Origin of the sequence: Lactobacillus kullabergensis (genome assembly GCF_000967195.1) — a bacterium.
In the GTDB taxonomy this organism is placed as follows: domain Bacteria; phylum Bacillota; class Bacilli; order Lactobacillales; family Lactobacillaceae; genus Lactobacillus; species Lactobacillus kullabergensis.
Genome location: NZ_KQ033871.1, coordinates 1,389,610 through 1,410,568 on the forward strand (window position 1 = coordinate 1,389,610; position 20,959 = coordinate 1,410,568).

At 34.7% G+C, this 20,959-nt stretch carries 22 protein-coding genes; 6 read left to right on the forward strand and 16 right to left on the reverse strand.

The genetic code is table 11. From position 1 onward, the window contains the following. Nucleotides 1-15 precede the first annotated feature (15 nt). The 9 genes from JF76_RS07080 to JF76_RS07120 all read right to left on the reverse strand — a co-directional run bounded on the left by JF76_RS07080 (nt 16) and on the right by JF76_RS07120 (nt 6,787). A complete protein-coding gene (locus JF76_RS07080) occupies nt 16-1,179 on the reverse strand; it encodes a galactokinase (RefSeq protein WP_045928420.1) in 1,164 nt (387 codons plus the stop codon). A gap of 139 nt (nt 1,180-1,318) precedes the next feature. Next, the gene (locus JF76_RS07085; RefSeq protein WP_045928421.1) at nt 1,319-2,254 is read right to left on the reverse strand and encodes an AAA family ATPase; all 936 of its coding nucleotides are present in this window, start codon (nt 2,252-2,254) and stop codon (nt 1,319-1,321) included. 84 nt (nt 2,255-2,338) lie between these two features. Further along, nucleotides 2,339-3,019, reverse strand: a complete 681-nt coding sequence (locus JF76_RS07090) for a 2,3-bisphosphoglycerate-dependent phosphoglycerate mutase (RefSeq protein ID WP_045928422.1) — start codon at nt 3,017-3,019, stop codon at nt 2,339-2,341. A 1-nt stretch (nt 3,020) separates the two neighbouring features. Beyond that, nucleotides 3,021-3,206 (reverse strand): hypothetical protein, encoded by a 186-nt coding sequence (locus JF76_RS07095; RefSeq protein WP_045928423.1) that lies wholly within the window; start codon nt 3,204-3,206, stop codon nt 3,021-3,023. An 8-nt stretch (nt 3,207-3,214) separates the two neighbouring features. Then, nucleotides 3,215-4,102 (reverse strand): cation diffusion facilitator family transporter, encoded by an 888-nt coding sequence (locus JF76_RS07100; RefSeq protein ID WP_045928424.1) that lies wholly within the window; start codon nt 4,100-4,102, stop codon nt 3,215-3,217. Nucleotides 4,103-4,156: 54 nt separating this feature from the next. Continuing rightward, nucleotides 4,157-4,837: a histidine phosphatase family protein gene (locus JF76_RS07105; protein ID WP_045928425.1), complete on the reverse strand. Its 681-nt coding sequence runs from the start codon at nt 4,835-4,837 to the stop codon at nt 4,157-4,159. A 33-nt stretch (nt 4,838-4,870) separates the two neighbouring features. Next, a complete protein-coding gene (locus tag JF76_RS07110) occupies nt 4,871-5,632 on the reverse strand; it encodes a sulfite exporter TauE/SafE family protein (protein ID WP_045928426.1) in 762 nt (253 codons plus the stop codon). 254 nt (nt 5,633-5,886) lie between these two features. Then, a complete protein-coding gene (locus JF76_RS07115; RefSeq protein WP_045928427.1) occupies nt 5,887-6,522 on the reverse strand; it encodes an SdpI family protein in 636 nt (211 codons plus the stop codon). Further along, nucleotides 6,509-6,787, reverse strand: a complete 279-nt coding sequence (locus tag JF76_RS07120) for an autorepressor SdpR family transcription factor (RefSeq protein WP_045928428.1) — start codon at nt 6,785-6,787, stop codon at nt 6,509-6,511. Before JF76_RS07120 ends, JF76_RS07115 begins: the two co-directional genes overlap by 14 nt. Before the next feature lie 262 nt (nt 6,788-7,049). Here JF76_RS07120 and JF76_RS07125 point away from each other — a divergent pair, with 262 nt between their 5' ends. The 3 genes from JF76_RS07125 (at nt 7,050) to JF76_RS07135 (ending at nt 9,898) form a co-directional block, all read left to right on the forward strand. After that, nucleotides 7,050-7,706: an HAD family hydrolase gene (locus tag JF76_RS07125; protein WP_045928973.1), complete on the forward strand. Its 657-nt coding sequence runs from the start codon at nt 7,050-7,052 to the stop codon at nt 7,704-7,706. Between the two features lie 36 nt (nt 7,707-7,742). Continuing rightward, complete coding sequence (locus JF76_RS07130; protein WP_045928429.1) at nt 7,743-8,327, forward strand: DJ-1 family glyoxalase III; 585 nt, start codon at nt 7,743-7,745, stop codon at nt 8,325-8,327. A 536-nt stretch (nt 8,328-8,863) separates the two neighbouring features. Then, nucleotides 8,864-9,898 carry a linear amide C-N hydrolase gene (locus tag JF76_RS07135; RefSeq protein ID WP_045928430.1) on the forward strand — a complete coding sequence of 345 codons (1,035 nt, stop codon included), beginning with the start codon at nt 8,864-8,866 and terminating at the stop codon, nt 9,896-9,898. A gap of 105 nt (nt 9,899-10,003) precedes the next feature. Here the strand turns inward: JF76_RS07135 and JF76_RS07140 are convergent, their stop codons facing one another. The 4 genes from JF76_RS07140 to JF76_RS07155 all read right to left on the reverse strand — a co-directional run bounded on the left by JF76_RS07140 (nt 10,004) and on the right by JF76_RS07155 (nt 15,579). Then, nucleotides 10,004-10,651 carry a hypothetical protein gene (locus tag JF76_RS07140; protein WP_045928431.1) on the reverse strand — a complete coding sequence of 216 codons (648 nt, stop codon included), beginning with the start codon at nt 10,649-10,651 and terminating at the stop codon, nt 10,004-10,006. Nucleotides 10,652-10,824: 173 nt separating this feature from the next. After that, entirely contained in the window at nt 10,825-13,428 is a 2,604-nt protein-coding gene (locus tag JF76_RS07145; protein ID WP_045928432.1) for a cation-translocating P-type ATPase, read from the reverse strand. Nucleotides 13,429-13,941: 513 nt separating this feature from the next. After that, nucleotides 13,942-15,291 (reverse strand): hypothetical protein, encoded by a 1,350-nt coding sequence (locus JF76_RS07150; protein ID WP_045928433.1) that lies wholly within the window; start codon nt 15,289-15,291, stop codon nt 13,942-13,944. 27 nt (nt 15,292-15,318) lie between these two features. Next, complete coding sequence (locus tag JF76_RS07155) at nt 15,319-15,579, reverse strand: SemiSWEET family transporter (RefSeq protein WP_045928434.1); 261 nt, start codon at nt 15,577-15,579, stop codon at nt 15,319-15,321. An 830-nt stretch (nt 15,580-16,409) separates the two neighbouring features. Here JF76_RS07155 and JF76_RS07165 point away from each other — a divergent pair. From JF76_RS07165 to JF76_RS07175, 3 genes are all read left to right on the forward strand, one after another. After that, nucleotides 16,410-17,483, forward strand: coding sequence for a S66 family peptidase (locus tag JF76_RS07165; protein ID WP_045928436.1), 1,074 nt, complete (start codon nt 16,410-16,412; stop codon nt 17,481-17,483). Between the two features lie 88 nt (nt 17,484-17,571). Then, complete coding sequence (locus JF76_RS07170) at nt 17,572-18,255, forward strand: ABC transporter ATP-binding protein (protein ID WP_045928437.1); 684 nt, start codon at nt 17,572-17,574, stop codon at nt 18,253-18,255. Then, complete coding sequence (locus JF76_RS07175; RefSeq protein ID WP_045928438.1) at nt 18,252-19,517, forward strand: ABC transporter permease; 1,266 nt, start codon at nt 18,252-18,254, stop codon at nt 19,515-19,517. The genes JF76_RS07170 and JF76_RS07175 overlap by 4 nt, the downstream gene beginning before the upstream one ends. Before the next feature lie 78 nt (nt 19,518-19,595). On the opposite strand, the gene JF76_RS07180 is transcribed toward JF76_RS07175, so the two are convergent. The 3 genes from JF76_RS07180 to JF76_RS07185 all read right to left on the reverse strand — a co-directional run. Beyond that, entirely contained in the window at nt 19,596-19,952 is a 357-nt protein-coding gene (locus JF76_RS07180) for a DUF6176 family protein (protein ID WP_045928439.1), read from the reverse strand. Nucleotides 19,953-20,371: 419 nt separating this feature from the next. Then, nucleotides 20,372-20,536 carry a hypothetical protein gene (locus JF76_RS10240; protein WP_156962766.1) on the reverse strand — a complete coding sequence of 55 codons (165 nt, stop codon included), beginning with the start codon at nt 20,534-20,536 and terminating at the stop codon, nt 20,372-20,374. Between the two features lie 18 nt (nt 20,537-20,554). Next, on the reverse strand, nt 20,555-20,959 hold a 405-nt coding region (locus JF76_RS07185; RefSeq protein ID WP_045928440.1), incomplete at its 5' end, for an ABC-2 transporter permease.

Sequence of the window (20,959 nt, forward strand, 5' to 3'; positions counted from 1 at the left end):
CTCAACTTTCCAACATCATAAAACTTTTGTACCATCAGCTGTTTCTGCAATATAAAATGAGGGCAAATAGCCTATTTGTTCTTGATAGCTATCTGCGACATTCTTTTTAAAAGCTGCAACCTTATTTTTGGCAACCAAAGCTATCGCACAGCCGCCAAAGCCGGCACCAGTCATTCTTGCACCCAAAATTCCAGGTTGCTTCCAGGCAGTATGAACCAATGTATCAAGTTCTTTCCCCGTCACTTCATAGTCATATTCTAAAGAGACGTGTGAGGCATTCATTAAGTGACCAAACTCATTTAAATCACCCTTTTGCAGTGCTTTTTCGGCATTTAATGTACGTTCATTTTCCCAGACTGCGTGGCGGCAGCGTTTCAGCAGGTTTTCTGTTGGCAAAAGATAGCTATGCTCATCAAAAGTTAAATTATCCAATTCACCAAGCGATTGAATTGACAGTTTCTCCTGCAAAAAGTGCAGACCCTTTTCGCATTCAGCTCTGCGCTCATTATATTTTGAGTCCGCTAAGGTCCGTTTCTTGTTAGTATTCATAATAACAATGACATTGTCTTTCAAGTCAAGTGGTACCAGCTCAGACTCCACCTTTTCAGTATCAAGCAGAATGGCGTGATCTTTTTTACTCATAGCAACTGCATATTGATCCATAATGCCAGAATTAACGCCAATAAAGTCGTTTTCGGTTTTGACTCCCATTTTAACAATTTCTAACTTAGAAAAAGTTAGTTTAAACTGGTCCTGCAATAAAATACCAATTAACATTTCTAGGGCTGCAGACGAAGATAAACCAGCACCATCAGGAATATTGCCATTAATGTAAATGTTAAGTCCATGCTCAATTTTTGCCCCATTTTCGAGCATAAAGTGCAGCATCCCTTTTGCATAGTTTGCCCATGAATCTTCTTTGGCAAACTGTAACTGGTGCATATCAGTTTCTACTACTCCCATATCTGCAAAATTGGCAGAATAAAAGCAAAATCTCGCGTCATCACGGGGACTAGCTGCACCATAGATTCCTAAAGATATTGCGCAAGGAAACACATGACCACCATTATAGTCAGTATGTTCACCAATTAAGTTAATTCTACCAGGTGAAAAATAACAGCCGGTTGGTTCTTGATGATAAATATTACTAAATTCTTGCTTGAGTTCTTTAATTTTCATTTTTATCTGTTCCTTTTTAAAAGCGCTATCAAAAGTCAATAAACTTATTATACTTCTTTTTTTATTACCAGCAATGCCTGTCCAAAAAGCAAAAACAAACTAAAAGAGTTTCATAAGAATGAAACTCTTCTTAAGTTTATTACCAAATATGTAGCAGTCTATCGGGATGCAACTTGCATAAATTAAATTGGTGCACATGCTGCGGACGGCTTTGCGGAAATGATTCCAAGAAATCCGCTGGATTAGCCAGACCAGTAGAGTACGACCACACACTTTTAACTTTTTTAATCGGATCAAGCATTTCATTTCGAATTGGAAAAGCCGAAATTAAAAAATGTTTGTGATGAAACTTAAAAACAAAAAATGGCAATCGAAAGTCATTGACTACCTCTTCTTTAGTTTTCCCAATCGTAACCACATTGCGGTAGGTACCATACTTTTCGGTAAACAAATCGTTAAACGAAAAATAGAAATTCGAAATGTGTACATGGGGAAAATTGTCTTCAGTCACTTGATCAGGAACTGCAATCACATGAGCAAAATGATCCAGATTGCTCTCTTTTTGTGAAAGTGCTCTGCCCAATTGATTGGGATTTATAACGTGAGCCCATTCAGGCACATCCAGATTATCCTGGTAAGATAAAAACATTTCCCTAATCACATCAGGCTTTACCCAATCATATTGCCTGCGAACTTCGTTGCGATTTAATAAACTACGCAAGCTCTTGTGATACATTAAATCAACAACAAATAGCTCATAACGATAACGTTCGACCCAGGGTTGATAATGCTCAATATTCTCCGCAAAGATATGCGTACTATCTACAATAACCGTTTCGCCACGTTTCATTTTTTCTTCTACGAGGTAATCCACCACTTTTTCCGTTTGCTCATTTGCATAACGCGGAATTACTTGGTGTAAGCAATCGGTATCTTCTTCATAATAATAGGTTAAATTCGCCAACAACAATCTAATTTGATCACGACTAATTGCATATGGCTGTAAGTGATGACGAGCAATAAATGAAGATTTACCGGAGCCGGGTGCGCCTCGTAATAAAAATATTTTACGCATGCCTCTACTCCAAACTAAGAATGTAAATTTTAAATGATATCGTAATAAATTTTAACATACATTTGTAGAAATCCTTACTATGAACTAAAAGCAACGTAAAATCTTTTTGTCAACAATTTTCATTTGCGGATCAAATGTATAAACTATTGGCTGTGCATTTGGAACTTCAAGATTAATAATCTCTTGATCATCAATATTTTCCAACTTTTTAATTAGCGCTCGTAAACTCGAACCGTGAGCGACGATTAATTGATCTTCAGACTTTTTTAATCTGCTAGCAACATTGTCATAGTAATAAGGCATAACACGCTGTTGTGTTTGGTAAAGACTTTCAGCTTGCGGCAAAAAGTGCGGATCGAAATTAGCATAGCGCCTGGATGTTACATTTTTACCTTCAGGTGGAATCGCATAAAAACCTCGCCGCCATTCTAGTACCTGTTCTTTACCAAAAATTTTACGTGATTCGTCTTTATTAATGCCTCGTAAATTGCCATAGTGCCTTTCATTCAAACGCCAAGTTTTGGTAATCGGCAAATATAAAACATTACAAATATCTGCAACTATATTTGCTGTAATGATTGCCCTCATTAACACTGATGTGTGAATATGAGTAGGGTGAAAATCGGTAATACTCTTAATCAGATTGCCGGCCATTTTAGCTTGCTTTCGACCCTTCTCAGTTAGAGCAACATCATTCCAGCCCGTGTAAACATTGGCTTTATTAGCAGTACTTTCACCGTGTCTTACAAGCACTAATTTGACCATTTTATTTCACCCAGTGCATAATTATTAAAACTAAGCCGCTAATTGTAAAAATCACGCCCAATATCATAAAAGGAGTTACTCCGTGATTATGGTTGCGGTAACGTCTGTTGTAAGCATAAGCAATATCATATAAGCCTACTATCAAAACAATAACGGCAGTAAAAATACTTACTTTCAAATTTTTCATTCTCCTGGTTACTCTTGACTACGATCAGTTACAATCATTTTATCATTTTTTCCTCGTTCACATTCTGCTTGAAAATTGATATGGTTAATTCCTAATTTTTGTAATTTTGCACTAATTTGTTGCGTTAAAAATTCAAATTTACCAGCTGTTAAATCAGCATCAACATTGACGTGTGCATCAAGCATGACATAACGATCGCTATAACGCCACACATGTACATGATGAATATTTTTTATTTCAGGAAAAGATAAAACTATCTTATTAACTTCATCCAGATCGATGTCAGGATTAGATTCCATTAGCACATTTGCTGCCTTTTCTGTTATTTCACAAGCTTCGTGAAAAACGAAGACCGACACTAATAAAGTCATCACCGGATCAATCCAGCTAATGTTCCAATAATAAATAAAAATGGCACCAATTACAACTGCTACACTGGAAAGAGCATCACTAAGCATATGCATAAAAGTGGATCGCACATTTAGATTTTGCTGTCCACCTTGATGCATTACCAACATTGAAACTACATTTGAAATCAAACCAATAATTGCAACAACTAGCATTATGCCGCCACTGATTTTGGTTGGTTTCCAAAATCTTTCAATAGCTTCCACAAATAAAACAATACTAATTAAAATTAGAATAATACCGTTGGTAAAGGCAGCCAAAGTTTCAGCCCTGTCATAGCCAAAAGTTTTTCGCTTATTACTGCGTCTATTGCTAATGATATGTGCCACAAACGAAATAATTATTGCACCGACATCGCTAAGATTGTGTACCGCATCAGATAATAAAGATAAAGAACCTGATACGAAACCACCAATAAATTCTGCAACTGTAATAACAACATTAAGTGCAGTTACATAGGCAAATTTTTTTGTAGTATGATCTTTCATATTTTTTCCTTTCAAACCCTAAAGGTGAAAAAAGCCCTACTTTTAAGCAGGACTTTACATATCTTCAGCATTTACATTATAATCTACAATTTCAAAATCACCGTTATCACGAATTATTCCCCTAGTAACACTACCATTATTAGGAAAAACAATATCATGGAGGCCATCACTTTGGTTCCAATATTTAATGGCTAAAGTTTTGATAAAATCACCATGGGACACTATTAAAACTCTTTTTTCATTTTTAGTCAGATCATGGAGAACGTTAATCGCCCTAACCATCCGTTCATCCAGCTCTTTTTTATTCTCTGCCAAATGACGTGGATCCGCCTTTTTAGTAGCTTCACGAAATTCATAAATTCCTACTTGATTGATAATTTTGGTTACATCTGTTTGCGGACCAATACCTGCTGCCAGTGCAACTTCATTCCAAGTTTCCTCTATATCATCACCTTCAAAAGAACCGAAAAATACTTCCCGAAATTCTGGCAATTTTTTAATCTTGCCAATTTCTGAAACCTGGTTGGCGTCCTTCATTAAGTGAACCGTATCAATCGCACGCTTCAAATCGGAAGAATACATGTTGTCAAAATGAACTTGGCTCAAGGCATTTGCAGTTACCTTTAGGTCATTAATGCCCTTGACTGTCAGCGGAGAATCACACCATCCCTGAACTTTGTTTAACTGGTTAAACATTGTTTCGCCATGACGGACAATATAAATTTCTGTTGCCATTTTGCATTCTCCTTTCATTTAACGTGCTTTAAACTATAACATATATGCCTTATAAAAGAAATACCCAGCCTGAATAAATGCTAGTGCTGCAATAAAGATACGAACATATTTGGCTGGAACTTTACGCAAAATATCCATTCCTAAATAACCGCCAATAAACATCCCAATAGCAAGAGGAATTGCCTGCATCCAGTATATTCGAGAAGTAAAAATAAAAACTATTAGAGCAACAAGATTAGCTAGTCCACAGATGACATTTTTAATTGCATTGACAACTATAAACTTTTCATCAGTAATATAAGTTAATAAAACTAGCACAATTACACCACCGGCGGCTCCAAAATAGCCGGTGTAAACACCCATCCCTAATAATGCAGCAATATAAAAAATTTCCTGCCAAAGTGGTCTTTTATGCGGTTCTAAACTATGATGCTTACCTGAAACAATTACCATAACACCCGAGCCAGCAATAAAAATTGGTACCACTTTTTCAAAAACACTAGATGGAAAAGCTAACAATAAACGACATCCAATTAAAGAACCTACAATAGTAAATATAGAGTAAAAGGCCACTTGGTGCCAATGTCCCTTAAGCTCCTTTGTTGAAGAAATAGTCGAACCAATACTTGTCCAAATCAAGGCAGCATCATTTGTGACATTGGCATAAACTGGCGGAATACCAACTGCTAGCAATACCGGATATGAAGCAAGAGAAGCCATTGAAGCCACTGACGACAACAAACCGCTGGCTACGCCCCCTATTAATATAAAGATTAGTGAAAAAATAGCTGCCATTCAAATTAACTCCCTTTTAAAAGTTAATTTCTATTATAATGCTCTTGAAAAATAATTTAAGCAGGTATTTTAATTCTGACCAATTGTCTATTTAATAATGAAGTTTGATTTAACAAATTAGTCTCTAACTAATAATTACTGACACATTATAGTTTTTGCACACAAAAAAGAATTAACTTTAGTCGATAATAAAGCCAATTCTTCTCTAAAATAAATATTTTGTTTTAAATTCATCTCTCAGTTTCTTAAGTTACTTAATATCCTTTCTTACTCAACAGATATGAGTAACAAGTTGGAAGTAAAATAACTATAATAGTAACGGATATAATCGACCAATACATTTCCCAATAAGAAGTTAGAAGCAGAACAATGCCGCTGATAAAAAAGATCCATCCGGCAAATCTGTGTGTTTTACGCCAATTTTCCGTATTATTCAAAGTCCATGGTAATTTAATGCCAACGACATGATTGGGACTAACTTTAGGCAGATAATTACCAAAAATAATAAAGAACAGTCCCAAAAAAGCACTAAGCATAAAGGAGCCTTTTACTTTATGACCCAGTGCATAGGCATAAAGTGACAGATTTACGATATTAGTAATAACAGGAACAAGCCAAAGGGTAATATTAACTATCTTAAAATCAAGATTTTTGGTTTCTTTTTGATTGTGTAATATAAAAAAAACCATTACTTGAAGCATAATTCCCAAAAAAGGCAGACCAATAATAACCCATAATTTATTGCTAAAAGCATTTGGCATATCAGTCATCCCAAAGTGTGTGGCCATTTTTTGCGGCAAACGATTATATAAAAATGCTCCGGTCAAAATTGGAAATAAGATTAGCAAAAGCGAGATTAATTCTGTTTGACGAATACTATTCTTTTTCATCATGATCTCCTTTCAGATCAACAAGCCAACCCATAATTTCTTCTATAATAGAAGTATTTAGCGAATAATAAATAAAGTTTTTTTCGTGTTCCTCTTCAATTAAATCAGCCTTTTTCAGCATATTAAGATGGTATGAAATAGTAGCTTTAGTCATATTAAAATGATTAGCAATATCTCCTGCCGACATTGGTCCATTTTTTAAAAGCTGCAATATTTTGCGGCGCACTGGATCTGACAAGGCATTAAAACTAGACTCAAAACTCACATTAGTTTCTTTTCCTTTCTATTTAGATAAATATCTAATTAGATATTTGTCTAAATAGTATCACAATTTTCGTAAAACACAATAATTTTTAACATATTAATTACAATTTCTTGAACTATAGTAAAAATAATAAAACAACGTAGGTGGCTTTGTGAGAACTCAGAAAATTATGAGTAAAAACGTGTTCATGAATATTTGTATTTAATTTAGCTTAGCTAATCGTTATAATGCAGAGGGTTAGTTAATGAAAGGAAAAGTACACTTGGCAAAATATGAAACTTTAATTTTTATTCTTGAAGGAAGCTTATTAAACGAAAAAGTTGCAGAACAAAATGCACTTAGGCAAACTTTGAAATTAACTGGCAGAGAATATGGTCCAGCTGAGCGCATACAATATAATTCATTACAAGAAAAGATTAAATTACTAGGATTTGATGAGCGCATTAAATTAACTTTGCAGGAATTCTTTAAAAATGACTGGATTTCTGCGAAAGGCACTTTTTATAACCAGTTGCAAAAACAAGATCAGTTAAATAAAGATGTAGTGCCCTTTTTAGATGAGGTGAAAAACAAAGTTAACTTGGTTTTGCTGACGAAAGAGAAAAAAGATGTGGCTTCATACCGCATGCAAAATACAGAGCTAATAAATTATTTTTCCGCAGTTTATTTTAAAGACGATTTTGCATGTAAGTTTCCAAATAAGAAGGTTTTGATAACAATATTGCAGCAGCAGAATCTGACGCCAGCCACTTGTCTTGTAATTGGGACAAACTTAGTCGATGAAATTCAGGGTGCCGAAAATGCTAACCTGGATTCTCTTTGGCTAGCGCCCAAGAAAGTAAAAATGCCAATTAGTCCACGTCCAACTTTACATTTAAATAAATTAACTGATTTATTATTTTACCTAGAATTAAGCTAGTTTATAATAAAGTAAAAGAATTGTGAGGTAAAACAAATGAAAAAAGTAGCTGTGATTTTTGCCGATGGTTGTGAAGAAGTTGAAGGTTTAAGCGTTATTGATGTATTACGACGCTTAGGTATTCAAGCTGATATGGTTGGGCTTACTAGTACAACGGTAAATGGTGCACACAATATCAAACTTACCTGTGATAAAACTGTTGACGATAGTCTATTGGATTATGACCTAGTAGCTCTTCCAGGTGGAACAATCGGAGCAGAAAATTTACGTGATAATAAAAAACTGGCAGATCTGATGATAAAACGGCATAACGCTAACCAATGGGATGCCGCAATGTGTGCTGCCCCCATTGCTCTTGCCCGTTATGGCGTTATAGCTGAGGCTTATTATACATGTTATCCCGGGTTTGAAAAACAAACCAAAAAGGATGCACCAAGCGGTCACTTCAAGGAAGATATTACTGTAACTGATGACGAATATAAAGTCATTACTAGTCGCGGTCCGGCAACTGCTTGGGCGTTTGCATATGCAATTGCAGAAGCTCTGGGAATTGATACTAAGGATCTAAAGGCGGGCATGTTATACAATTACCTAGCCGACAATATTCAAGATAGTTTGTAAATTTTTCTCTGATACGAAAGTGTCTGGGAAAAAACTCTAACTTAACTAAAAAGGCTGACAAATCACGTCAATAAAACGTTGATTTGTCAGCCTTTTTAAATTGTGAAATTTTTTAATTTAACTTCAAAGAGCACTTTTTTCCCACACACTTTTTATTACGATAGATTATTAACTTATTCATAACTTTAGATAACATCAAAAGTAAAATAATTCCTGAACAACCTATCAAAAATGAGTTGCGTTAGCTTGTCCCGCAAAATTTGAGTTAAAAAAATTGACTATAACAATAAAATAAGTAAATTTAACATTAGTCTTAGTCATTTTATTCTTTCGAATATTTATTAAGTGACTGTAATTAACATTAAGATAACAATTTTTTGTAGCAGGAAATTGGCATTAATTTATTTTTTTACTGCTAAACACCTATGAACTAGTACTTCTTATTTACAAAAGTTATTTTTTATCGATATTTAAAAAATATGATAAAATTAGATTACCCTTAAAAAGGCAAAACAAATAATTGGGAGGTATTAAGCATGTGTACAACTATTGCAATTAAATCTGATAGTGGTGACATATTTTGGGGACGGACTATGGACTTTACATTTGATCCCTTTAAACCTAGTGCGGATAGCAAAATGACTACTTTTCCTGCAAACTATGAATTAAAGGGTTTGCACCAAAGCTGGACGACCAAATATCCGTTTATGGGTATCAACGTCAATGATTCACTTTTCTTTAATGATGGTATAAATAGTGCAGGTATAGTTGGTGATGCACAATTCTTGGAAGAGGCTTCTTGGGATACAGTAGAAAGTCTTAAAAAGCGCGGATTAAAACCTATAATTGGCGAAGAAGTTGTCGCATATGTTTTAAGTAATTTTGGCAGTATCGCTGAAATAAAAGAAGCTTTTAAGCATCTTGGTCAAGAGAAAACGAATTATCCTGATTGGGAAAATGCAGACACAGGCATCCCTACTCCAATTCCAATGCATTACACTTTCTGTGATCCAAGTGGTAAGAGCGTAATTTTAGAACCGGTTAATAACGGCGCATTTAAAATATACGACGGTATCGGTGTAATGACCAATAGTCCGGAATATCCTTGGCATCTTGACAATTTGCGGAATTACTTACATTTAACTAATCACAATTTGGGTCATCACCAAATAAGCGATCAGCTAGACATTAAACAAATTGAAAGTGGTTCTGGATTATTAGGTTTACCCGGTGACTATACTGCTCCATCACGTTTTGTTCGTGGTACATTTATTTCTAAATTTTTAGCACCATTCCATTCTGATCAGGGAATTCCTCAACTGTATAATGTATTCAAATCCGTCATGATTCCGCGGGGATTAGAGCATCTTCAGGAAGGTGAAGACAAATGTGATTATTCAGGTTACTGGGCAGGATATGATGTTTCAGACAGAAGTTTATACATTCAACCAGAGGATTGCCCAACAATGACAAAATTTGTTTTGGATTCTGATACAACCACTAAAATCACACAGCCTATTCAACACGACTTTAAAGTGTTAGAAACTAAAAGACAAAAAGCTTTAGCTTAAAATTTATTACCAGTTGATTTGAATTATTAGTCTTTTAATTGTTCTATTTGAAACAAAATTCGTGTAAAAGTTTGATACTTTTACACGCATTTTTATAAACAACAACTATTTACCAACTAATAGTGACGGATATTGTGTATACGATAAATCACCTTTATCAGCAAACCAGTCTTTTATTTCCTTTATTGATTTATTGGCAATTTTTTTGTTTTGACCGTGTAGCTTTTTAGCCTCATTTTTAGTTTGAATTAGTGATGGCTTTTTGCCTTCAAACTGTGAATCCATGACTTTTAACTCAGCTTTGATCAGTGGCTGTAAAGCTTTTCTCTTAGCATATATGTTATAAAGATCACCGTTAAAGAAGGTAACCCAGCCTTGATTTTTGCCACTTTGATCAACTATGTGAGCGACCAATTCAACCCTACCGGTACCAAATTCAGTAATCTTAAATTTTATATTTTTATCTGCCATTTTCTTAACCCAGCTTTTGCCAAACGGCTTAGAAGTATGACTAACGAAATCATTAACTTCGTGATAAACAGTTGCATTCCTAGCTAATTTAAATACGTAACCTTCTTTAGAAAACCGTTTAGCAGGCGTAACGGTCATACCCGGGTCGGTTGCAGGACTAACTGCTGCTGGCTTAGCAGTATCAGTACTTTCTGCTTTGGTCACGGTTAAAGTGGTTAATGTTGTAAAAGAAAAAAGGATGGCTGCAGAACATAAAATTGTTCTAAAATACTTGTGTTTCATTTTTTAACCTCAAAAATAAACTATAATAATAATTTGTAACAAAATTGTAACTTTATTACAATTATATGTCAACAATAATTAATTTTTTAACTATAAAAAAATTTTTATCAATAATGAAAAAAATAAGCCTTGAAAGTTAGACAGCTTTCAAGGCTTATTTTGAAATCAATTCTTTAGCAACTATTTTTTTCTACTTCCATTTTAATGTTATTAGTCAAACGTTTATTCATTTCCAAAACAAAAACAGGAATTAAACTACCAATCAAAACGACCAGCCAGCCCTGAACGGGTAGCAAGGCAAAGTGCAAAAATTGTCGCAAACGAGGTAAGAGTGTCAGTGATAAAACTAGTATCATGCTTAGTAATAGTCCCCAATTAAGCATTTTATTGGATTTAAATGTTTGCACAGTGATTGGTTGAGAATCTTTAATAGCGTAGATATCAATCATAGATCCTAGTGCTAATACTAGAAAGACCAGTGTCATCCCAACTTGTGGATTGTTAGTTGAAAGAATAAATCTGCCATAGGCATAAACGCTCAATGTTAAAATCGTAAAAGTAACCGCACGGATAATCATCCTTTGCATTAATCCACGCCCAAGAATGCTTTCATCATTACCTATCGGGTTTTGATCCATTATGTTTGGTTCACCAGGCTCTTTACTGATAAAAAATCCAGGTATTCCATCGGCAAGTACATTAATAATTAACAATTGTTCTGCTAAAAGTGGTGCACCCCAACCTATAATTGTACTAATAACCATTAAGAAAATTTGGGCGAAATTGACACCAATTAAGAATTCAACCGCCTTAATAATATTTTGATAAACCGTTCTGCCCTCAGTCACAGCTTTAATAATTGTAGCAAAATTATCGTCAGTCAAAATCATGTCAGCAGCTTCTTTTGCCACTTCTGTACCTGTCATGCCCATCGCAATTCCAACATCCGCTGCTTTAAGAGCCGGTGCATCGTTCACGCCATCGCCTGTCATTGCAACTGTTTTATCAAGATCTTGCCAAGCTTGAACTATTCTGATTTTGTCACTGGGAGAAACACGAGCAAAAACTCTTATATCTTTAATACAATCTTTCAGTTCAGAATCCGTCATTTTTTGTAATTCTGACCCTGTGATTGCTTTTTGGTTAGAGTCTAAAATTCCTATTTCTCTAGCTATTGCTTTGGCAGTTACAAGATGATCCCCAGTAATCATTACAGTCTTAATGCCAGCTTGTTTTGCTTTAGTAACAGCTCTGGATACTTCAGGACGGGGTGGATCAATTAAACCAATCATACCAGCAAGTTTTAAATTGGAATTATTTTTAGCCCAATCAGTTGGATCCGCATTAGAAGCTATTACCTTATACCCAACTGCTAATACTCTTAACGCATTTTTAGCAAAATCATCATGAGCTTTTTGACCAGATTTAACTGGTTCTTTTTTATCTAAGTGCAGCCTGTCCCAGGCACCTTTAACGATTACTAATTGACGTCCATCAGTTAAGCGATGAACCGTCGTCATCATTTTTTTATTAGAATCAAACGGATCTTCTGCTATACGAGGTGCTTCATTTTCCAGCTCTTGCCGCGAGCTGCCCTGTTGGTGTAACCAGTTTACAATCGCAACTTCGGTAGCATCGCCAACAACTTCTTCCGAGCCATCTTTTTCCATAATTTTGGCATTGTTAGCTAACCCTAGCATTTTCAATAAATTTTGTCCGCCTTTAGGTAAATCAGTCGCTTTCTTAATACCCGTTTCAGGTGTCCAATATTTAGTAATGGTCATTTTATTTTGAGTTAAAGTGCCAGTTTTGTCAGTAGCAATAACATCCACGTTACCGATAGTCTCCACAGCACCAATGTGTCTAATAATAGCATTACGATCAGCCATTTTTTTGACACCGCGAGATAAACTGATTGTCACAATAATTGGCAAGGTTTCGGGAACAGCCGCAACTGCTAAGGAAAGTCCAATCATTAAGCTGTCTGCTAAAGTCTTATTCTGCATACCCATGCTTAAAACAAAAATTATCAGACCACCTAGACCAGCGAAAGCTGTCATCCATTTTGATAAATGATCCAGTTTGCCCTGCAAAGGAGTTGCTCTTTTTTGAGTTTTATTCAAAAGGTTGGCAATTTTGCCGAGCTCTGTTGCCATTCCGATTGCTGAAACTTGAACCAAGGCTCTACCACCAACAACAGCTGTGGCAGAATAAACGCGTTCATCGTCAGATAAATGGCCTTTGAGACGATAACATGTTTTCGAAACGGGCAAACTTTCACCAGTTAAAATTGCTTCATCAACAGTTAAGTTAGTTTCTTTTAATACTACAGCATCCGCTGGTACCTGATCACCGGTGTTTAAATAGATTAAATCACCTGGCACTAATTCGGATGCAGCTACTGTAATATCATGATTATTTCTTCTACCATTAGCCGTTGGCAAACTCATTGCCTTCAAAGCCGCCAGTGATTTTTCGGCTGAAGCTTCCTGATACAAGCCAATTACAACATTAATTATTAAAATCAGGCTAATTACAATTGTCTTGGTCCAGCCACCGTTTTGAAAAACAGCCAAATACGTCGCTAATACTATCGCCAATAAAAGGACTAAGGACGAAATATCTTTTAGATGATGCCATATTTTTTTATATAGTGGAACAGCTTGTTTTTCAAGCAATTCATTAGGGCCAAATTCACTGCGCTTTTTTTCTATCTCAGCATCAGTTAAACCGGACTCGGGGGTTAATTTGAATAGTAGTTCTGATTTTTGGGACATGCTATCTCCTCCATTATTCGATTAAATTTACAATTAAGCTGTTTGAATAGAAAAGCCATATTTATCGTAATTGAGCCATTTATAAAAAGCTAAACTTGATTCATGCATTAAAGACAATAATTAGTTTATTTTAAAAAAACAGAAAGCCTCTGATATTTATCCGAAGTTTTCTGCTTACATGATTATTAAAAATTAGTTGTTAATTAACAACGTTTTTTAAAAAATTGTCTTTAGTTTAAAAATTTTATTTCTAAACTAAACATCCTCTTCCCCATAAAAGCTTAACATTAGTATACAGGAACTGGCAATTTTTGGCTATTTTTATGCTTATAGTGTTTGCACTATATGTTTTAAATAGCTTCTTTTCTTTTGCAAAGTATTATTTAAAATTTAGATTTTGCCAAATATCTTTTAAATATGTTTAGAGCACATTTAAATTATAAAAAAGCCAAGAAATCTAGCTTAAATAGCAGGATTTCTTGAATTTTTTGGCTCATAAATTTTAAACTTGTTTTACTCTACTTCTGCTCTTACATCAGCTAAGGCTTCCAAACTATCTGCTACCTCACGCCAATTATTCTGGTAAGGTCCATACGCAGTATGAATCAAACTACCAACTGGTAGTGAGGGACACTCATTTTCTGCATTAGTTCCCCAATTTTGCCAGCCAGATTGTGGTCTCTGAACAATTTGAAAAGCATTCGAAGCATGTTCAGTTTGCCAAACCATGGCCTGACCGGTTTGAGTATTAATTTCAGCACTCTTAGTTGCGGGCCCAGCAAAGACAGTCTGATCCTTAACTGCACTCACATTGACAGGATCAGCACTAAATAACCACGGACGATCATTCAACTCAGCCAATACAAAAGCTTTCTGACGCACATCATGCAAATTAGTCTCTATTTCATCTTGAGATAATGCATTTTCCCAAACAGAGAATAAGTGCCAATACAGGTCCCAATGTGCATTAGCCATATTGCTGGTAAGTTGCTTTCTAAAATCTTCAAACCGATCACTCCGTTTTTGACCATCATGAACTAACACTTGTACTTTATTTGCCAGTTGACCAGAATATGGATCTCCTTCGCGATACCATACACCGTCATAAGTGGCAAAGCGATCAAATACTAATTGTCCAATCCCGCTTTCAAATTCATCACCGACAGTGATTTTGTCCACAATAGAGCGCTGATTAACTGTGGTTTGAAAATGATCTACATGGTAAACGCGCGAAAAGAAAGGAACATCGTAATAAAAGGACCAGTCCAAAGCAAAACGCTTTCCGTGTAATTCCGGTTTTAAACCGTCTGGTATTCTGCCTGATAAACGGTACTCTTTCATAACAGGACCATTTTCAATTGGTTTGATATCTACAATTAAATGTTCAGCCGGATTGATCAAACCATTATCAGGAGTGAAGAAGGGACCATAAAAGCCACCCATGGCATTATTTCCTGATGGCAGCAAATCCCGTTTTTCATCCACGGCCATGAAATGTCGTAAGCCCCATTTAGATGAACCTTCACCTTGAGCAGTACCACGACAAAGTTCAAAATCAAACTTACCAGTATTTAAATGTACATAAGCATCATTTTCTTTAGCTGTAGGCATCTCTTTAATACCTTTAACTTTATCCTCCTCAATTTCGTGATCAAAAGATAATTCTTCTTCAGAGCCAGAGAAATTGACAATAGCGACAAAATTATGCTCTGAATCATTATGTAACCTCTGTGCTACACAAGTCTTTCCAGAATTATTTTTAACAACCCAATAATTCCCTGTTATATCATCAGGGACCGAAAATTTAACTGGAACTGGAATTTTAATCTTTTCTTGTGGATTAGTAATCTTAATTTTTACCATTTTCTTACCTCTCAAACTTTAACAAAATTATAGTGCAGTAAAAAATGTGATTAATCCAAAAACAACCCCTGCAGCGTTGCAAGCAGCTAAAGGAATATCACGATCTTTTTTAAACAAGGCATAAATTACCCATAAAAATGTATTAATTGCCGTTGCTAATGGCTGAATAGGACTACCCTTAACACCATGTAAATTGTTAATAATTTGCGGTATATAAGACACATACATTATGATAGCTGTAATAGAAGCAATCCAACCAAGAATTGTCATAGCTTTTTCTAATTTCATAATTTCATCTCCTAATTAATCCATCTTAGCACCAGGTAATCGCTTTCTCTAGTATGCATGTACATAGAGGCGACATATTTTTATATTTAATTATTAAAAAAAGCACAATCTGCCCGTTTTGTAAATCTTTGTGTAACTTGTATCATTTCCTATATGAAATATATAGATATAAAAAATAGCCCTGAAAGCTATTTGGCGTTTAGGACTCAATTTGCATATAACAGACAACGGGTATAAATTTTATTTAATAGTAATAATTCCTTCAGTTGAATCTGCCAGAAGAAAATTTTTCTTGGAATTATTTTGATAAAGTTTTCATAAGGCTTTGAACCTTTGTACTTAATTGCTTTACCATCTGCAGTCAATTGATGACTCAAATTAGAGGCTTTTTTAATTAGTTTTAATTTAGTTCTTACTTGAAAGGATTTAGCATAACTTGATAAAAATCTGTTCTTCTTCAATCTTCTTAGAAGAAGATAAATAGCGGACTCGGAAATACAAAAAAATCTATTTTAACTTGGTCAGTTATATTACGGCTATAGAGAATATTTTTCTTGATAAAAGTTAAGACTACTCCATCTAGTAGGCGACTTGGAATTGCCATTACTATAATTATTTCGTCCTATCTCCAATATTATATTTTATAAAAATTTGGAGAGCTTAACCGGAAAGCTTTCAGGTCATTACTAAAAGTTTTTATTTAAATTATGTTAATCAAGCTCATCTATTCTACTTTAATATTTTGATCTCGTTAAAAAGGTTTTTAAGAGTAAATTTTTATTGTATTATTAATAAAATTGAAGTTCATTTAGAAAGAAGATGAGCAATCTATGCTAATAAAACCCAAGCAATTACATGTAGGTGAAAAAGTAGCAATCGTTAGTTTATCAGATGGTACTCTAGGTGAAAGTTTTGCTTCCCATGAACTAAAACAAGGAATCAAGCACATGAAACAACTTGGCTTAAATCCTGTATTTATGCCACATGCCCTTTCAGGTAGCACTTATGTTAAAAGTCATCCAGCCGAACGTGCCGCCGATTTAAAAGCAGCATTTCTAGATCCAGAAATTAAAAGTATTTTTGCTGCTATTGGCGGGGATGACACTTACAGAACTTTGCCCTATTTAATGGCAGATCAGGAATTTAAAAAAACTGTCTGTGATCATCCCAAGTTATTTAGTGGCTTCTCTGATACTACGAATAATCATCTAATGTTTTACAAAATGGGCTTGCAAACATTCTATGGACCGAGCTTTTTAACTGATTTTGCAGAACTGGCTAATGAACTTTTACCTTATACAAAAAAGACTTTAATACATTATTTTGAAAATCCACCGGTTACTCTGATTCCTGCAAGTGAAAACTGGTATGAAGAAAGAACTGATTTCTCAATTAAACAAATTGGTAAAGAAAGAATAAGCCACAAAGACACCGGTTATGAAGTTTTACGTGGCCATGGAAAAGTTCGAGGTAGACTATGGGGTGGCTGCATTGACAGCCTTTATGATGACTTAACAACAAATCGATATCCAGACGAACCATCAGTTATTAACCAGTATCAGCTTATACTCACACCGGAAGAAGCCAAAGATAAAATACTTTTCATAGAAACATGTGAAGAAAAACCAGCTCCTCAACTTTATCGTCAAGAATTAGCTAAATTAGAAGAAGTTGGTATTTTAGGAAATGTTCGCGCAATTTTAGTAGGCAAACCTCAAGATAAAAAGTATTTTGCAGAATATAAACAAATCTTGTTGGAAGAAACTGCTAAGTTCAATACACCAATTTTATATAATGTAAATATTGGCCACGCTTATCCAAGGACCGCTCTACCTTATGGTACACTTACACAAATTAACTTTGAAAAACCAGAGATAAAAATTATGGAATCATGGTTTGCTTAGTCTGAAAAATTTTTAAAAAATATTTGCCTTTTTTTAATCATGGTGTATTATATATGTATTACAGTAATACATGAAAGAAGGAGAATCTATGAGTTTACTTGAAACCCATGAGGTAACCCGCACCTATGGCAAAGGAGCAACCAAATTTGAAGCCTTACGAGGAATTAATTTACAGATTAACAAAGGTGATTCGGTTGCTATCATTGGCAAAAGTGGTTCAGGCAAGTCTACTTTAATGCACATCTTGGCACTCCTCGACCACCCTACTACTGGCAGCGTCTTTTTAAATAATGAACCCACAAGTAAAATTAAAAATAAAGCATTAAATAAGCTGCGCAATCAGACCTTTGGCTTTGTTTTTCAACAATTTTTCTTAAATGCTCAAGATAGCGTGTTAGAAAATGTGATGCTTCCTTTAAAAATAGGTGGAATTACAGGAAAAGAACGCAGATCAAAGGCATTGGCAGCCATCAAAGCAGTTGGTTTAGAAAGTAAAGTTAAAAATAAAGCAAGTGACTTGTCAGGGGGTCAAAAGCAGCGTGTTTGTATTGCGCGGGCCTTAGTCAATGATCCCCAAATCATTTTTGCAGATGAGCCGACAGGAAACTTGGATTCAGCTACTAGCGAAAATATTGAAAATATTTTATTTAAACTACATCAAGAAAAAAACATTACCTTAATAATTGTTACTCACGATCCTGATTTAGCAAAAAAATGTGCACGTCAGGTTCAGATTAAAGATGGTCAAATAGTGGGAGGAATACAGCAATGAGATTCCATGATATTCTATATTCTGCGGCTACAAACTTATGGCACAATAAAGGGAGAACATTCCTAACAATTATAGCCGTTTTCATTGGCTCCTTAACTATTGCCTTTACTATGGGTATTAATAATGGTGTTAATGATTATTTGAAAAAGCAGGTCGGTAATGTAGGTAAAACTGAGCAAATGTCTATTTTGCCTGGGAGTTCCAGTCAAGATACGAATGAACCTCAAAAATATAATACCAAGAAGAGCAGTCAAAACGCTGATGGTATGATGGACAAAAACGACGTTAAAAAAATCAAATCAGTTAAAGGCTTAAAAGATTTTAAAGCGTTAAAGGACTGTGATGTTGACTATGTCCAAGGGCCTAATAAAACTAAATATCTTATAATTGCGCAAATAACCGAAGGGATCAACTACGACTTAAAAGTTGGTCACCAAGTTGCTACTAGCGGAAAAAAATCTCAGATTCTAATCACTAAACCAATGGTTAAATCCTACGGCTTCAAAAATGCTCAAGATGCTCTTGGTAAAAAAGTAACTTTAGTCACAAAATCACCCCTTACTAAGAAAAGAGCAAAAATATCTGCTACGGTTGTTGGAATAAGAAATGATAGTATAGTATCAAAAGGTTTTGCTATCTACAGTAATGGCTTAGGACAAAAAATAGTTTCAGCCAACCAAAAAGGACTTCCGCAAGCATTAAAAGATAAGTATACCAGTGTTATGGCTACCCCTATTAACAAGAGTGCTAGCAGTATTAAAAAAATTGAGGATAATCTAACTAAAAAAGGATATTCGGGTATGACTCTTAAGGAAGCAGTCAATGAACTTTTTCTAACATTCAACGCAGTCACTGGGGTTTTAATCGTTTTTGGAGCTATCGCATTGGTAGCTGCCAGCTTTGGAGTAATCAATACTCTGTACATGTCAGTGAGAGATCGTACAAAAGAAATTGGTCTTATGAAGGCATTAGGGCTCAGCAAGGGTAAAGTATTTTCCATTTTTAGCTGTGAAGCAATCTTAATTGGTTTGCTTGGCTCTTCATTGGGATTACTACTAGCAATGGGTTTAGGCAATGCCTTAAACAATTTTGCTGCTAAATCATTCTTAAAAGGTCTAGATGGCTTTACTTTAATTCAATTCAACTGGTCAAGCAGTTTACTAATTATTGGCATTATCAGTCTAATTACCTTTTTAGCAGGTACGTTACCAGCCAAACGAGCAGCAAAACTAGATCCAATCACTGCTTTAAGATATGAATAAAAATCAAATAATAAAAACGTCAGACTAGAATCTGACGTTTTTCATTCTTCTTTTATTCAAGCAGCCTAACATTTTCACTTAATCAGCATCTATAATGCTGTTAATTTTAGGTGCTACTAGTTTTTCCATCACTTTCATATCCACTGGCCTATATGCAGTATCTATACACTCGTCCCAATATTCTAAGTGTTTTTGATCAATATAACTATCCGAATCTTCGACTGCATTTCCTCCTTCTCCTTGCATAGAATACCAATAAAAGTATGTGTAACCATCCGAACTTTTCTCTTTAAATACAGTCTCAATATACATTCTTTCTCCAGCCATTGTTGCCACAGTATCTTGATGATGTTTATTTAAAAAATCCATCCATTCCTGTGCTCTTAATTCTTTACCTTTTTTAATACGAAAACGTGTTAATTCAATTTTTGTCATAATCCTACCTTTGATAATTATTATAATAAATAATGCAATACACTAAGAATTAGTAAATAGCGCTTACTAAATCGTGAAGCGTTACGAACCTGCTTAAGATCTGGTTTAACTATATTTCAAAAGACTTTAATATCAGGTGTCTTCTCGCTTTTCTGAAACTAGTGCTTCAATAAGTTTCAACTAACTTCAAATGAATGATATGAGTTTCACTTCTAAAATATATGAATTGAGTTGATAAATACTAAAAGTTCACACTACTCAATAACTTACTTTGGTAAACTTTTGTAGAATATTCCCAATTAATTATTCCAATAGAACATAAATTAGAAAGGCACTTTTATACTCAGCTAATGTCTTTCTAATATTCAAAAGTTAAGAACAAAAAGCATATTTTCAACAAACAATAGATTTACGCTTACTTATTTTGCTTTCTTTCCCTTACGTTCTATTAAATCTGCAATTAAGGCGGGAATAATTGCAATAAAAGCAGTCCCTTTTTCTCCCCAAATTAGTATCCCGACTGCGAGTACAATTGAAACTATTGCTAAAGCAACAGCTATTTGATGATATAATTTTTTAGTCATAATAGTTCAAACTCCTAACTACTTAAATGTGTTGGAATATACTTTTGTTGAAATTATCATTGAAACGATTGATATTACGGCAATTAAGATACAGCTTGTTATTACTAGCAGGAAAGAATTAGTATTACCAATCCAAGCGATGAACGATAGACCCCAAGTCGTTTTCTGCAAAATATAAACCCCTCCAATAATAAGGACTAAAACCAGTATATTCACAATTGTGCTTCCAAACGTACCTGAAGCATAAACTGCTGGGAGTAAGAGTACTACATACATGATACCAATCAATAAGCCAACTATCGCTATCAATATATGAATTAGCAGGCTAAATTGTTGGAAAATTAGAGCAGTGCCAATGCTTAAAATTAAAGTTATAAAGCTAATAAATAGAATTAAAGAAATACAAAAAATGTATCTAGCCAA

Coding starts and splice junctions, on each gene's coding strand:
- JF76_RS07090 (WP_045928422.1), bottom strand. CDS start 3,019: ATGGTCAAATTAGTGCTTGTAAGACACGGTGAAAGTACTGCTAATAAA.
- JF76_RS07170 (WP_045928437.1), top strand. CDS start 17,572: ATGAGTTTACTTGAAACCCATGAGGTAACCCGCACCTATGGCAAAGGA.
- JF76_RS07100 (WP_045928424.1), bottom strand. CDS start 4,102: ATGAAAGATCATACTACAAAAAAATTTGCCTATGTAACTGCACTTAAT.
- JF76_RS07105 (WP_045928425.1), bottom strand. CDS start 4,837: ATGGCAACAGAAATTTATATTGTCCGTCATGGCGAAACAATGTTTAAC.
- JF76_RS07140 (WP_045928431.1), bottom strand. CDS start 10,651: ATGAAACACAAGTATTTTAGAACAATTTTATGTTCTGCAGCCATCCTT.
- JF76_RS07175 (WP_045928438.1), top strand. CDS start 18,252: ATGAGATTCCATGATATTCTATATTCTGCGGCTACAAACTTATGGCAC.
- JF76_RS07135 (WP_045928430.1), top strand. CDS start 8,864: ATGTGTACAACTATTGCAATTAAATCTGATAGTGGTGACATATTTTGG.
- JF76_RS07095 (WP_045928423.1), bottom strand. CDS start 3,206: ATGAAAAATTTGAAAGTAAGTATTTTTACTGCCGTTATTGTTTTGATA.
- JF76_RS07085 (WP_045928421.1), bottom strand. CDS start 2,254: ATGCGTAAAATATTTTTATTACGAGGCGCACCCGGCTCCGGTAAATCT.
- JF76_RS07110 (WP_045928426.1), bottom strand. CDS start 5,632: ATGGCAGCTATTTTTTCACTAATCTTTATATTAATAGGGGGCGTAGCC.
- JF76_RS10240 (WP_156962766.1), bottom strand. CDS start 20,536: ATGACTAAAAAATTATATCATCAAATAGCTGTTGCTTTAGCAATAGTT.
- JF76_RS07115 (WP_045928427.1), bottom strand. CDS start 6,522: ATGAAAAAGAATAGTATTCGTCAAACAGAATTAATCTCGCTTTTGCTA.
- JF76_RS07080 (WP_045928420.1), bottom strand. CDS start 1,179: ATGAAAATTAAAGAACTCAAGCAAGAATTTAGTAATATTTATCATCAA.
- JF76_RS07150 (WP_045928433.1), bottom strand. CDS start 15,291: ATGGTAAAAATTAAGATTACTAATCCACAAGAAAAGATTAAAATTCCA.
- JF76_RS07145 (WP_045928432.1), bottom strand. CDS start 13,428: ATGTCCCAAAAATCAGAACTACTATTCAAATTAACCCCCGAGTCCGGT.
- JF76_RS07130 (WP_045928429.1), top strand. CDS start 7,743: ATGAAAAAAGTAGCTGTGATTTTTGCCGATGGTTGTGAAGAAGTTGAA.
- JF76_RS07155 (WP_045928434.1), bottom strand. CDS start 15,579: ATGAAATTAGAAAAAGCTATGACAATTCTTGGTTGGATTGCTTCTATT.
- JF76_RS07180 (WP_045928439.1), bottom strand. CDS start 19,952: ATGACAAAAATTGAATTAACACGTTTTCGTATTAAAAAAGGTAAAGAA.
- JF76_RS07165 (WP_045928436.1), top strand. CDS start 16,410: ATGCTAATAAAACCCAAGCAATTACATGTAGGTGAAAAAGTAGCAATC.